The organism is Acetobacter sp. DsW_059, from assembly GCF_002153695.1.
In the GTDB taxonomy this organism is placed as follows: Bacteria; Pseudomonadota; Alphaproteobacteria; order Acetobacterales; family Acetobacteraceae; genus Acetobacter; species Acetobacter thailandicus.
On record NZ_JOPI01000019.1, the window covers coordinates 26,285 to 40,856 of the forward strand.

Annotated in this window: 11 protein-coding genes; 3 read left to right on the forward strand and 8 right to left on the reverse strand. The window is 53.7% G+C overall.

The window, feature by feature from the left end; genetic code table 11:
* Positions 1-15: 15 nt before the first annotated feature.
* The 5 genes from HK25_RS05265 to ubiA form a co-directional block, all read right to left on the reverse strand.
* Positions 16-2,178: an AsmA family protein gene (locus tag HK25_RS05265; RefSeq protein ID WP_086635542.1), complete on the reverse strand. Its 2,163-nt coding sequence runs from the start codon at positions 2,176-2,178 to the stop codon at positions 16-18.
* A 45-nt stretch (positions 2,179-2,223) separates the two neighbouring features.
* Positions 2,224-3,210 carry an RluA family pseudouridine synthase gene (locus tag HK25_RS05270; protein WP_086635543.1) on the reverse strand — a complete coding sequence of 329 codons (987 nt, stop codon included), beginning with the start codon at positions 3,208-3,210 and terminating at the stop codon, positions 2,224-2,226.
* Between the two features lie 10 nt (positions 3,211-3,220).
* Complete coding sequence (locus tag HK25_RS05275; RefSeq protein WP_198943243.1) at positions 3,221-4,600, reverse strand: replication-associated recombination protein A; 1,380 nt, start codon at positions 4,598-4,600, stop codon at positions 3,221-3,223.
* Between the two features lie 77 nt (positions 4,601-4,677).
* Positions 4,678-5,358: an outer membrane lipoprotein carrier protein LolA gene (locus tag HK25_RS05280; protein ID WP_233127706.1), complete on the reverse strand. Its 681-nt coding sequence runs from the start codon at positions 5,356-5,358 to the stop codon at positions 4,678-4,680.
* Positions 5,359-5,418: 60 nt separating this feature from the next.
* A complete protein-coding gene (gene ubiA / locus HK25_RS05285; protein WP_086635544.1) occupies positions 5,419-6,342 on the reverse strand; it encodes a 4-hydroxybenzoate octaprenyltransferase in 924 nt (307 codons plus the stop codon).
* Between the two features lie 129 nt (positions 6,343-6,471).
* Here ubiA and HK25_RS05290 point away from each other — a divergent pair, with 129 nt between their 5' ends.
* Positions 6,472-7,236, forward strand: a complete 765-nt coding sequence (locus HK25_RS05290; RefSeq protein ID WP_086635545.1) for a 16S rRNA (uracil(1498)-N(3))-methyltransferase — start codon at positions 6,472-6,474, stop codon at positions 7,234-7,236.
* Positions 7,237-7,291: 55 nt separating this feature from the next.
* Positions 7,292-8,719 carry a glutamate--cysteine ligase gene (locus HK25_RS05295; protein ID WP_086635546.1) on the forward strand — a complete coding sequence of 476 codons (1,428 nt, stop codon included), beginning with the start codon at positions 7,292-7,294 and terminating at the stop codon, positions 8,717-8,719.
* On the opposite strand, the gene HK25_RS05300 is transcribed toward HK25_RS05295, so the two are convergent.
* Complete coding sequence (locus HK25_RS05300) at positions 8,720-10,111, reverse strand: MFS transporter (protein WP_086635547.1); 1,392 nt, start codon at positions 10,109-10,111, stop codon at positions 8,720-8,722.
* A 218-nt stretch (positions 10,112-10,329) separates the two neighbouring features.
* Here HK25_RS05300 and HK25_RS05305 point away from each other — a divergent pair, with 218 nt between their 5' ends.
* Entirely contained in the window at positions 10,330-11,673 is a 1,344-nt protein-coding gene (locus tag HK25_RS05305) for a gluconate:H+ symporter (protein WP_086555038.1), read from the forward strand.
* Between the two features lie 49 nt (positions 11,674-11,722).
* Here the strand turns inward: HK25_RS05305 and der are convergent, their stop codons facing one another.
* Together der and HK25_RS05315 are read right to left on the reverse strand one after the other, a co-directional pair.
* On the reverse strand, positions 11,723-13,162 hold the full coding sequence (gene der / locus HK25_RS05310) for a ribosome biogenesis GTPase Der (RefSeq protein WP_173559515.1): 1,440 nt from the start codon (positions 13,160-13,162) through the stop codon (positions 11,723-11,725).
* Between the two features lie 13 nt (positions 13,163-13,175).
* The gene (locus tag HK25_RS05315; protein WP_086554934.1) at positions 13,176-14,567 is read right to left on the reverse strand and encodes a PQQ-like beta-propeller repeat protein; all 1,392 of its coding nucleotides are present in this window, start codon (positions 14,565-14,567) and stop codon (positions 13,176-13,178) included.
* Positions 14,568-14,572 lie beyond the last annotated feature (5 nt).

Below are 14,572 nucleotides of genomic sequence, written 5' to 3' on the forward strand. Positions count from 1 at the left end.
TTTGCTGATTGTTACTCAATGGAACAGCCCCAGACCACGCAGCATGTTCATTACTTTTCCGCCTTTTTCTTTCGCTGGCGGAGCTGGTTCCGGCCCGGCTTCACCTTCCCGTGCGGAAGACAGCAAGGCAGGGCAGCTATCATCCTCTCCGTCATTTTTACCAATCGTCAGCCCATAACGGCCGCTGCTGTTTGGCTCCATTTTAATAACAGGATTGTATGATGAGCCGCTGACAAGCACATCAGATTCAGCCGAATTCCCGGCCAGCATCAGTGTTGGTGCAAGGTGCAGGTCGAGATCTGTCGTGTTCAGGTTAACGGTACCATGACCATGCAGTGACAGAAAACGACTTTGCAACCCAAGCAGGTCAATTGTCGCCACACCGTCAGCAAGCTGCATATGCGTACCAAAGCAACGTACAGAGACCTCCTGCTTCATCGGGATTTTATTCATCGTCAGAGAAGACAGGATTTTGCTCCCCACCTTACCATCGACAACTGAAATTCCGACATGCCCGGCTGCTGTCTGACGCAAAGCAGACATATCACGCCCCCGCGCACTAACTGTGCCAACAACAAAAGCTTCACCCTTTAACCAGGACTGAACCCCCATCCATGCATCCACAACCTGCAAAGGCAGCACAACCGGGTGAGCACTCAGCTCAGCAGCCGGTATCTCCTGCGTGACATCATAAACAAAACGGGCTGACTGCTGCACGCCACTGCCTCTGGCCTGAATGGGGTCAGCAACAAGGCGGCCATTACTATTAACGACATGCGCAGAAAGCGCCTCCCAGCTTTGCCCCGCCCACGCAACGCGGGCAGCACTCACGTCAAGCTGTGCTGTCAGGTTGCGCACAATATTTGCAAAACTATGAACCTTCGTCAGCTCAAGTGTCTCATCCGTTTCAACATGACCTTTGACACTCAGCCCGTCAAAAACAGGCTGAGACGGCCCCGTTGCCAGATGCTTCAGCTGCCCCTGAATATCAAAAGCTGAATGTTGTCCGCCCAGTTCGCCTGTAAAATGAACACCTGCATCAGAATCAGTAAGTGTCAGACTGACAGGCATACTGCTCTCAGCAGGGGCATGAAGCCAGGTCATAATCTGCTCAGCCGTACCAACTGTTCCCTTCAGCCCCAGAGAAGTGCCCTCCGCTGTACCGGCAAGATCAAGGGCAACAGGAGAATCGCTCTGGGCCGCATCAAGAGTGAGGTGCTCCAGCACAACATCTTTTTTGTAAGGACGAAGGTCAAATGTACCGGTATGAATATGGAAATTCTGCAACTGAGGAATACCAGCCTTCCCGCCGATCATACCGTTCACAGAAATATTCTCTGCATGCGGCAAACCTGCACGCGGGAAGAAAGCCTGCACTGCCTGCAGCTGCCCCAGCGACCCGCCAAAACGCAGTGCATATTCACGTTGCTCAGGCTCCCCCGTCGTCAGGGTACCGTCAATATGTGCCAGACCTGCTGGCTGACCATCAACTGAAAAAGCGGCTTTTATCTGCACCGGCATCTGTGTGGCAGGATGCGGGAAAAGACGGCCGGTCTGGCCATCAACTGAGAGTTTCCCTTTGTTCTTCAGCGCATCTAAGTGAAAAGATGGCGCATCAGTATCGAGAGCACCAGCCTCAAATTTTTCAACAGGCAATTCACCTGACCGGTGTTTAAGCTCATCCTGCCATTGCAGGTCCCCCTGGGTCAGCTCCAGGTTTGCAACAACGATATCCCAGTTCACTCTGCCGCCGGATGCCGCCGGCGTCGCTTCTTCCGGTGTGTTCTGCTGAGGATTAAAATGCCAGTTAGACTGACCATCCTCATCACGGTGCAGCATAATCTGCGGCTGAGAGATGCTGACATTGCTGAACACCACACGATGCTGAAACAACGGTAAAACGGAGAGCCGAACACGTACAGAAGCTGCGCTGAACATATCGTGCGCATCACTTCCAGGATCTGAAAGATGCACCCCCTGCGCCTCAACCCAGGGAAATGGCAGCAGCCAGACATGCAGCTGATCAATAGTCAGGTGGCGGCCTGTTTTTTTCTCAACAGCACTGACAATGCGCGTACGCAGCCAGCCCGCATCCTGCGTTGCTGAGATAACACATCCGCCTCCGGCAAGGACAATCGCTGCACCAGCCAGCAGACCCAGTTTTGTTTTCAGCCGCATATTTTTCTCTCCTGTCTGTTCTTCTGCTCTCCCGTAGCGCGTGAGTTACCGGCTCCGGCGGGAGGGGCCGGGCGTTGGACCAGCAACAAAACCAAGGCTGCGAAATGTCTCCTGCATATGAGGAGGCAGAGCCGCACTCACCACGAGACGCCCACCGGCAGGATGCGGAATATCCAGCTCACGCGCATGCAAATGCAGCTGGTCAGCAAAACCATCAACGTGTGCTGCTTCACCCCCATATTTAGGATCACCCATAATAGGCGTGGTCAGCGATTCACAATGCACGCGCAGCTGATGCGTGCGCCCTGTCAGCGGTGACATCTCAAGCCATGAGAACTTACGGGCTGCGGCATCCACTACTTTATAAACTGTGCGGGCAAACTGCGCTTCTTTATCCTTACGGTCAGCAGCAACCATAATCGCATTAGGCCCCATACCCAGCCTGACCAGAGGCTGGTCGATCTCACCCTCCTGCGGGTCTGGCCGCCCGACAACAACAGCCCAGTATGTTTTTTTAATATCACGCCCGCGAAAGGCCGCCGCAAGTTTTGCGGCAATACCGGGCGAGCGGGCCAGCAGCAGGATTCCTGATGTATCACGGTCAATACGGTGCACCAGGCGCGGGCGCGGGTCATCCCCCTCACGCAGACCATCAAGCATCATATCAACATGCTTTGTAATACCTGGCCCGCCCTGGACTGCGAGGCCCGCAGGCTTATTGAGCACAATAACCTGCTGATCCTGATACAGCACCATGCCTTTAATTTCGCGCACCAGACGCTCATCAAGCGGCGGGCGCTCATCACGTACGGGCCGTGCAGCCGACGAGACCGGAATGGGAGGCACGCGCACAGCCTGCCCGGGCTGCAAACGCGTTGATGCCTCGGCACGTTTACCGTCAACCCTGATCTGCCCGGTACGGCACAGCTTTTGCAGCGCCCCCTGTGTCAGATGCGGGTAATGACGACGAAAATAGCGATCAAGGCGAATATCGGCCTCATCTTCGCTGACAGTAAGAATAACAACACTCATGAGACGATATTTACGACTGACGTCGTTCCCGCAAAGAGGCCCACGTTTCAAGCCGGTGCCGAACCTCGCGTTCGTACCCCTTACCTGTAGGCCGGTAGAAAATCTCGCGCTTCATACCATCCGGAAAATAATTCTGCCCGGAAAAACCTTCTTCGGTGTCATGATCATACTCATAACCCTTTCCGTAGCCGATATCTTTCATCAGACGGGTTGGCGCATTCAGAATATGCGCAGGCGGCATAAGGCTGCCTGTTGCCCGGGCAGCACGACGCACCGCCTTATACGCTTTATAAACAGCATTAGACTTCGCTGCTGTTGCCAGGTGCACCACCAGCTGAGCCAGAGCAAGCTCCCCTTCGGGTGAACCAAGCCGTTCAAACGTCTCCCACGCCGCAATTGCCAGAGGCAGAGCATGAGGGTCTGCCATACCCACATCCTCAGCAGCAAAACGCGTAAGACGCCGGGCTATATAGCGCGGGTCTTCTCCCCCCTCAAGCATACGCGCAAACCAGTATAACGCAGCATCGGGGTCAGAGCCCCGCATCGACTTATGCAGGGCAGAAATGAGATTATAATGCTCCTCTCTGTCCCGGTCATAGAGCACAGCACGGCGCGCCAGCAGCTTGGACAGCCCCTGCGCATCAAAGGGCACATCTGGTTTTTTCAGACTGAAAAGCTGTTCTGCCATATTGAGCAGATAGCGGCCATCCCCATCAGCCATCGCCCGCAATGTCGCCCTGGCCTCTTTCGTGACAGGCAGATCGCTCTGCATTTCTGCCTCAGCACGACACAGCAGAGCCTCCATAGCAGCATCATCAAGGCGATTCAGAACCACGACCTGACAGCGCGACAACAGGGCTGAATTCAGCGCAAATGAAGGGTTTTCAGTGGTCGCCCCGACCAGCACGACAGTGCCATCTTCAACCACGGGCAGAAAACCGTCCTGCTGAGCACGGTTAAAACGATGTATTTCATCGACAAAGAGCAGCGTGCTCCGCCCGCCCTCAGCTATATGCCGGGCCTGCTCAAATGTTTTTTTAAGGTCAGCGACACCTGAAAAAACAGCAGAAAGCTGCATAAACCTGAAACCACCTGCCTGCGCCAGCAAACGCGCGATGGTTGTTTTACCAACACCTGGACCACCCCACAGAATAAGACTGGAGAGAGAGCCACGTTCAAGCATACCCCGAAGAGAGCCATCAGCTCCAAGCAGATGATCCTGCCCGACCACATCTTCCAGCCTTTTTGGGCGCAGGCGATCGGCCAGCGGCTGCGCAGGAGCAGACCGGCCGGACGACCGCTCTACCCCGGCTGACACCGAAGGCCCGGCCTCAGGAGCTGCCTGACCAAATAAATCCTGCGGCATGGATGATGCGCTCTGCTCTGCCATATCCTCTTATCCTGCACCTGCCTGCCTGTACACAAGATGTGCATCAGACAAAAGCTGTGCCTTAACTATCATAAAAATTACTCTTCCGGCTGAGCCGGAAGTGTGAAGAGATCAGACGATACAGGCAGGTTTTTCTGCATATCTGATAATGTGACATGGGTTTCGTGCCCCTGTGCATCGAGCACACTCCATGAACTTAAAGAAACCGGCTTTTCATTAAATACCAGAGTGAGGCTGCCATCCTGCGGAGAAGAGGTGCGCACGACTGACACCTGGATCTGCCCTCCCTCTGCGTGGAAACCTGTCACCGTCACACCATCAGAGAAACTGATATGCCTGCCCAGCAATAACCCAAGGGGAGTACGCTCAACCGGGATCACTGTGGTCTGATCGAGCTGATTATCCCGAAAAACGATTTTATTGTCATTTGCCACCATCAGAATCGGAGAAGGCGGATCATACGCCAGGCGCATCTGTCCCGGACGCTTAACCCATATTGTGCCTGAAGATATTTTCCCCTCACCATCAACCTGCTGCATATGCGCCTTAAATGTTGTGGTGCTGTTCATCACGCTTTCTATACGCGCGAGCCAGGCCCGGTCTGCCGCTGTCAGCGGAGCGGCCTGCACCTCATCACCTGCGCTGCTACTTCTTACGGAAGAAGCCACCGGCGACTGCGCATATGCTACATCACCAGCTGCTCCGCAGCCGGCCAGCATCAGGAGGGACAATAAAAAGCGATAATGAACCTGTTTCATATGTATATGCTTCATCCCGGTTATGGTGCTGATCTTAGCCTGAGACATCAGTCTGTTATTTTACGCTGAAAGCGCCCCTGCAAGCAGTGCCAGCGCTACAGTAATACCAATTTCACGATTAAACCGAAACTGTGCAAGACACAGAACCGGATTATGCGGGCTTACGCTCCAGCCCTGACGTACCATAAGCGCCACAGGCAGCACAGCAAGCGGCCAGAATGCCGGGCCGGTGTGAGACAACACTGCAGCAACTGCAAGCAATACTGCGCTGATACCATAACATGTTACGATAAACCCGCGGGCTTTATTGACCCACAGACGTGAGGTCGATTTTACACCAATACGCGCATCATCTTCCATATCCTGGAAGCCATAAATTGTATCAAAGCCAAGCTGCCAGAAGATTGTCGCTGCATAAAGAGCCGCCTGCGCCCAGGACAATTGCCCGGCGGCAGCGGCGTATCCCATTGGCGCACCAAATCCAAAGGTAAAGCCCATAACGAGCTGAGGCCACCAGGTAAAACGTTTAGCCAGCGGATAGAGTGCGACCAGTATAAGAGAGGAAGCACCAAGAAGCCATGAAAGGCGATTCAGCTGAAGTAAAACACCAAGACCTGCCAGCAGTAACAGCACAAGAAACACTGCTGCCTGCTTCATGCTCAGCGCACCTGAAGCCAGCGGCCGCCCTGCTGTGCGCGTAACCTTACGGTCGATATCGCGGTCCCACATATCATTTACGACACAGCCTGCAGCCCGCATAACCAGACTGCCAATGCCAAACAATATGATGAGACGCACACGCTCACCCAACCCGACATGCTGCGGCAGAAGAATACCCCACACACCGGGCAAAAACAAAAGCCAGGTTCCAACAGGGCGGTCAAGCCGTGCCAGCAAAGCATAAGGGCGCAGTGACGGCGGCAGATACGCTATCCACCCTGTCGTTTTAATATCGGTATGGGAAGACCCTGCTGAAACAGACACGAAACGCTTTAATCCTCAGGCTGGTTTTTAAAGGATGAAAGAGGTATGCCACAAATATCACCAGAGCACGAAGCCCTTATACTCAACAAAGCCTCCTTCAGTGTCCACTTCGCATCCGTTCAGGAAGCCATGAACAGCTATATTCACCTCCCCCGCCTCTATCTGACACCCTCACCCCAGCAGCCCGCCGGAGCAGGCGCACAGTTTTTTCTCGACCCGGCACAAGCCCGCTACCTTGGTACGGTTTTACGTAAGAAAAGCGGAGATTCCCTGCGGGTTTTTAATGCAGAAGCCGGCGAGTGGCGCGCCGTTATCAGCACACTGAACAAAGACAAAGGGAGCTTTGTGCTCGAAGAGCAAATGCACCCCCCGCACACTCAACCAGAACGTACACTTGTTTTTGCCTTGCTTAAACGTGATGCAACAGATCTGGTCATCCGTATGGGAACCGAGCTGGGTGTAACGCATTTTCAGCCAGTTATTACCGAACGCACCAACACCCACCGTGCCAATACAGACCGGCTGAATTCTATTGCCCGCGAAGCTGCAGAACAATGCGAGCGCCTTGACCTGCCTCTGGTTGCTGAACCCTGCCCGCTGACCTCTCTCCTTGCCTCGTGGCCTTCTGATAAAAATCTGTTCGCAGCCATTGAGCGCACCGAAGATCGTGCACCTGGTGCCTCTTTACAGCTTACAGCTGCCCGCGCAGGTGATGGCCTTCTCATCGGGCCGGAAGGCGGACTAAGCGATGCAGAATGTCAGATGCTGCTTGGTCGCACTTTTGTTACGCCTGTCTCTCTTGGTAAGCTTGTGTTAAGAGCTGATACAGCTGTGGTATCTGGCCTGACACTTATGAGCACCCTCTTGCGCTCAGCACAGGATCAGTCACTATAGTCTTTTTACCCGTTTGCGCACTTTCATAAGTTTACCTAACAAACAGTGAGCCCTTATGCCTGTTGACCAAGATAATACTGTGCCCGCCCGCTCTGTTTCACAGCTGGCTGAAGTTCTGGCCAAAGGCTGCAAGCCGCGCGACCTCTGGCGCATTGGTACAGAGCATGAGAAATTTGGCTTTGTTCGCCCTGAAGCTGTAAGCGGTGATGCTGCCCCGCAGGCAGGCAGAGCAGCTTACAGCAGCCCGCCTTATACCCCCGCTGGCATTGAAGATATGCTTACCGGCGTGCAGGCCAGTGAACCTGACAACTGGAAACCTGTTCTCGATGCCGGAAAAATTATTGGCCTGACAGGGCAGAATGCCGCCAGAGGCTCTGCCATATCGCTTGAGCCGGCCGGCCAGTTCGAACTGTCTGGTGCACCGCTGGAAACACTGCATCAGACAGCGCAGGAACTCAGTGAACATTATGAAACTGTACGCCCGCTGGCGCGCAGGCTGGGTCTTGGCTTCTCCCCTCTGGGCTTTCACCCGACAGCGTCGCGGGCTGACCTGCCGTGGATGCCCAAATCACGCTACAACATCATGAAAAACTACATGCCCAAAGTCGGAACAATGGGCCTGGACATGATGCAGCGCACCTGCACTGTGCAGGTTAACCTTGATTTTGGCTCTGAGCAGGACATGGTGCGCAAAATGCAGGTTGCCATGGCGTTACAGCCGGTTGCAACCGCTCTGTTTGCGAACTCACCGTTTGTCGAGGGCAAAGCTACAAAATTCCTCTCCAACCGTGCGAGAGCATGGACTGACACTGACAATGCCCGTGCCGGCATGCCAGCCTGTGTCTTTTCAGACAATTTCAGCTTTGAAAGCTACGTTGAGTGGGCGCTTGACGTGCCAATGTATTTCATTATGCGTGATGGCAAAATGCGTGATGTGTCAGGCCGCTCTTTCCGTGCATGGATGAACGGAGACCGCCAGGATGGTCTGGAGGATGTCACCCCGACCCTCAGTGACTTTGAAGACCACCTGACAACAGCTTTCCCTGATGTGCGTCTTAAACAGTTCCTGGAAATGCGTGGTGCAGATGCCGGTTCACAGGAAATGATGCTCGCTCAGTCTGCCCTGTGGGTTGGCCTGCTCTATGATGATGCAGCCCTTGAATCAGCCTATGAGCTGGTCAAAATGCGCCCATGGGAGGATTACGTGAAGATGAGAGCTCTTGTGCCTGCACAGGCTCTCGACACGCCGTGGGGTGAAGGAACTGTACGCGACCTGGCTGCACAGATGATTGCCATTGCAATGGATGGCCTCCAGGCCAGAGGCAACGTGGATGAAGAAAGCGGCGTTGATGAATGGGTTTATCTCTCACCACTGACCTCTCTGGTCGCCGGGGCACCCACACAGGCTGAACGCTGGCTTGAGCGTTACTACGGAGCCTGGATGGGTGATGTCAGCCGCATCTTCCTCGAAAGTGAAATCTGACTACCTTTTTGTTAAAAGACGACTTGCACTTAATGCTGCGGCCAGAAGCGCGACACAGGCCGCAGCAAGCAGACAGGCATGAGTGCCATTGCTTAAAAACTGCGCAAAAAATGCGGCAACACCCATAGCACCAAATGTCTGCCCGGCCTGCCGCGCGACCTGCACCATACCACTTGCACCACCAGCCCGGCCACCGGGGGCTGCAACCATCATGGCACGGTTATTGGGCGGCTGAAAAAAACCAAAACCGTAACCAGCTATAAATATACGCCACACAATATCCCACACAGCAGGGTGCTCAGGCAGCATCCACAGGCAGAAAAAACCCAATGAAGTCATGCTCAGCCCGATGGATGACAACAGCCCTGCAGACACCGTATCTGTCACCCGCCGGATAAAGGGGGCAGCACAGATAATGCCAATCGGCCAGGGGGTAATTAAAAGCCCTGTTGCGGATGGGGAAAAGCCAAGCCTGTCATGCAGCATAAAAGGCATTGAAACGATAAAAAAGTTAGAGGCCACAAAACCACAAAAACCTGTCAGAAACGCTACGGTAAACTCAGGCTTCTTTAACAGATCAACCGGAAAAATCGGATGAAGCACATCAGCTTCATGGATCACCAGCAGCACCCCGGCAAGAATACCAGCAGCAAGCAAACCGCAGGAGAGAAGAATATTCTCCTGATGCGCCAGACCGTCGCCCCCCATCACAATGGCGCCAAAAAAGACAACACATAAAAAGCTGCCCGTAAGGTCAGGGTTTTTACCACTGCGTGGCACATCAGGCAGAGCAATAAACGCCATTATAAGTGCTGCAATGCCAAGCGGGAGATTAATCCAGAACAGCCATGGCCATGACGCTACGCTCAGAATAGCCGCAGCAGCCGTTGGCCCCAGGGCAACCCCTACCGCTACAACCACACCATTCAGCGCAATGCCCCGCCCTATTTCAGCGTGGGGGTAAATAAAGCGAATGAGAGCAATATTTACGCTCATGATACAGGCACCGCCAATGCCCTGCACAGCACGGGACACAGCCAGCACAGGCAATGATGTTGCCGTAGCACACAACACGGACGAGGCCATAAATATGACAATACCGACCTGACACAGACGGGCAAACCCCACCCTGCTTCCCAGTGCTGCCAGAGGCAGAAGAGAAACCAGGCTGGAGAGCTGATAAGCATTAACGACCCAGATAGCTGATGAAGCTGACGATTTCAGGTCTGTTGCAATATTGGGCAAAGCCACATTGGCAATTGCATAATCAAGAAGGGATAAAAGAACCGAGAGTGACACAGCAAGCACGGCGAGCGTACGCGCCGACCCATAAAGTCCCTGCCTCTCTTCACCTGATGACACCAGCTGAGGTCTTTGCACAGTTTCAACCATAGTGTGAACAAACCTCTTTATGTTTTAACACTCTCTATACGCTGTTATGCTATGTGCCACTCTTCACGACCTGGCGAAAGACCAGACTAGAATACTCCTGTTTAACCGGGCACACCTTCTGCTTCCCAAAAAGAGGAAACTATTTTAACTGCTCTTTCTTCTCTCTGATGATCTCCACTCTTGACAGAGCGGCTATATACCCATCCAACATGCCTGCTATGACACCTTTACTCGCTACCGGCCTCACCTCATCCGCCATTGTTGCTCTGATCGTGCTCATCGGCTGGGTGCGCCTTAACCCATTTATTACACTCTTTGTCGTTTCCATCGGTCTGGCAATGATAACAGGCATGCCTGCTCCTGCCGCTATCTCGTCATTCGAGGCGGGCATGGGCCATGTCCTCGGGCATGTTGCCGGTGTCATTGCAATGGGAACTATGCTTGGTAAAATTCTGGCTGAAACCGGTGGTGCTGATCAGATCGCTCTGACTATCTCGCGCATTGCCGGTAAAAAACGCCTGAGCTGGGCCATGATGGTTATAGGCCTGCTTGTGGGCCTGCCTGTCTTCTTCGAAGTCGGCTTTGTGTTACTTATTCCGCTGGCTATGATCCTGAGCCGACGCAATGATATTGCCCTGACACGGCTCGCCTTTCCTATGGCTGCAGCTTTATCTGTGACCCATGCGATGGTGCCGCCTCATCCTGCAACGCTGCTTGCCTGCACAGCCTACCATGCCAATACCGCACGCACCCTCTTCTGGGGGATCGTTATCGGCACACCCATCGCAGCTATTGCCGGCCCCGTTTATACCCGCCTGATTGTCCCCTGCCTCGGGCATGTGGAGCCAAGCCCTCTCGAAGATCAGTTTACTCATGCACGGGAGAGCAAGAAGCTACCTTCTTTCCTGCTCTCCAGCTTCACCCTTCTTGCTCCGGTGGCACTCATGCTGGGCGGAGCCATGGCAGATTTCATCTGGTCACCAGGTTCCTGGATTTATGATTTGCTTCATTTCCTTGGGAATATGGACATCGCCCTGCTGGTCGCGACCCTTCTGTCATTCTGGCTTCTGGGCAGTGTGTGCGGTTTTTCACGCGAGACTATTCTTCGCTTCTCTAACGAGTGCCTTGCTCCGACTGCGACCATCATGCTGCTGATTGGCGCAGGTGGTGGCTTTGGGCGCGAACTGATCGACAGCGGGCTTTCACACGCTATTACCGACATGGCTCTTAACGTGCATGTACCCCTTATTGTTCTGGCGTGGCTCCTGGCTTTACTCGTCCGCGTTGCCACCGGCTCTGCCACAGTTGCCACCACAACGGCATCGGGCATTGTCGGACCAATACTGGCGACAAGTCATTCGGTCTCGCCTGAGCTGCTGGTGATCGTCACCGGTGCGGGCTCGGTTGGACTTAGCCTGATGAATGATGCGGGTTTCTGGCAGATGAAAGAATATCTGGGGATGAACCTCAAACAGACACTCAAAAGCTGGACTGCGATTGAGAGCCTTATTGCTGTTCTGGGGTTAATGATCTGCTGGCCACTTTCGTGGTTTATTCACTAAGAGCAGAACTCTGGCCGCACCAGGCGGCCAGACAGACGTCGCTTTAAAATTAACGACGCTTCTGATCAGCGTATGGGTTTTTGGTCCCACGCAGCTGAAGACGCACTGGCACACCTGGCAGATCAAACGTCTCACGCAGGCCATTAACCAGATAACGTTTATAGTCATCGGGAAGCAGTTCAGCACGGGTACCGAACAAAATAAACGTAGGCGGGCGAGACTTTGCCTGCGTCATATAACGCAGCTTAAGACGACGACCATCAACCAGTGGTGGTGCATGACGCTCAAGCATCCCCTCAAGCCAGCGATTCAGTGCACCGGTTGAGATACGGGCATTCCATACCGTACAGGTCTCACGTACGACAGGCAGCAATCTGCCCACACCCGCCCCCGTCAAAGCCGAGAACGTCACAACAGGTATACCACGCATCTGTGTCAGAGAGATGCTCAGACGGTCAAGAATGGCCTTGCGGGTCTCATTCCGGTCTTCAACCGCGTCCCACTTGTTCAGTGCCAGAACACAGGCACGCCCTTCGCGTTCAATCAGGCGGGCAATCTGCAGGTCCTGCTCGTGCACTCCGAGGGTTGCGTCGAGAACCAGAACAACAACCTCTGCCATTTTCAAAGCTTCAATCGAAGCTGATGTTGACATCTTCTCGAGCGATTCATCAATACGGGCTTTACGACGCAACCCTGCCGTATCGACAATTTCAAACTCTTCGCCGTTATCATGGAGCAGAGCCGAAATAGAGTCACGAGTCAGGCCTGGCTCAGGTCCGGTAATCATCCGCTCTTCGCCAAGCAGGCAGTTCATCAGTGTCGATTTACCTGCATTGGGACGGCCAACAATAGCAATACGCACAGGACCGGGAGGCCGTTCTGGCAGAACGTATTCCTCACCCTCTTCCGGCTGAACCTCAGGAATAATTTCCGGCTCGAACTCCGGTTCTTCTTCTGGTGGCTCTTCAGGCAGATGATCAACAATTTCGAACATCAGGTCAGAGAGACCTTCACCATGCTCTGCTGAAACAGGAACAGGTTCGCCAAGCCCCAGAGCATACGATTCCATAACTGAAGCCGCGCCGGAACGCCCCTCAGCTTTGTTAGCTACCAGCAAAACGGGCAGGTTCTGACGACGCACCCAGCGGGCAAAATGCTGGTCAGCAGGTGTAACCCCTGCACGGGCGTCAATGCAGAACAAAATCAGCGCAGCCTGTGCCACAGCCTCTTCAGAAGAAGTGCGCATACGCCCGAACAGCGTTTCAGGAGCGGCCTCTTCAAGACCTGCCGTATCAATCAGGCGGACTTTACGCCCGCGAATAACAGCCAGCCCTTCCTTACGGTCACGCGTGACACCGGGGGTATCAGCAACCAAAGCCTGCCTGCGCCCTACCAGACGATTAAAAAGCGTTGATTTACCAACATTCGGGCGACCCGCGATAACAACAACGGGTAAATCTGCGGTCGGTAAGGGTGCTACCGGGCGCATAGGTTTACGACGATCAGCCATAAGAACGCAGCTTTCCGTCATTTGTAATAATCAGCATTTGCTCATCAACAACAATCGGAGGCACATAAGAGACATCTTTCGATGCCTCTACTTCTATGAGCGCTCCGTTTACAGGGTTAACTCTGACAAAACCATTTTCAACCAGAGTACTCATACAAATCAGCTGACCACCGGCCATAACCGGACCAATCCAGCTGATAATATCTTTACTAACTTCAACACGACGAAAACGCCGCAGCTGCGTAATCCAGCGCACATGCCCTGACAAACGGTCAATACAAATCAGCTGCTCATCAAGCGAGAGAACATACAGCCAGTCACCAACACAAAGGATGCTGTTCTGACTGGCAATAGCGGATTCCCACAATCTGCGGCCTGTACGAATATCAACCGCAACCAGAACCTGCGCCATGCTGACAGCATAAACCACGCTATCAACAATAACGGGCAACCCTCGGACACAGGAGAGGTTAAGCGTACTGGCCTGGCTGTTCACGTCGCCGAGCATATCACTCCAGACAACCTCACCGGTCTCAGCACGAAAAGCTATCAGCTCACCGCCACCAAAACCCGCAATAACAATGCCATTGGCATAAGCCGGGGCTGGCTGACCGAAGACCGTTGTCTCGACCTCTGACGCAGCATAGGTCCATATCTGCCCGCCGTTTTTCGCATCAAGTGCGTAAAACGTTTCATCAAGTGCGCCACAAAATAAACGACCATCAACCAGGGTTGGTGCAGAACGCCCGGGGGCTGACAGGGCCGCACGCCACAGTGGTTTTCCGGTTGTAGCATTTATCGCTATAGCCTGGCCGATGCCACACACGGCATAAACCGTATCGCCGTCAACAGCGAGACCACCGCCAATGTTGCTGGATTTAGAACGTGAACCAGGATTAAACGTCCAGATATGTGTCATACGCGGCCAGGCGTAAGCACGAATAAAGCCCTGGGCATCCATAAAGAACAGACGGCCACCTTTTATCACAGGCGGGGACTGAATAATGCCTCGTCCAAACGAACCAAGAGCAGCCCATGCAAGCAGGTCAGGCTCTGAGATACCGGCACCGACATCTTTAGCCCAGCGCTCATTCAGACCATGCCACACATAATTATCACTGACATGTGAAGGCTGACGCCCGACCATCTGCCAGTCGTGCACCGTAACAGCGGGCGGCAAAGAAATCGGGTTATGATCTTCCCGGTCAACAGCAAGCTTTACACCTGAAGATAAAACATCGGTTCTGTGCCCGACCAGAATAGGCTTCTCGTTATCTTCAAACATGCTGCATCCGGCCAGAAACGGCAAAGAGGTCGCAGCTGTCAGCAACGACCTCCGGTTTATCTGACCTCTGGACCGACGAGCGGTGTCTTTTTTACGCATAAAAT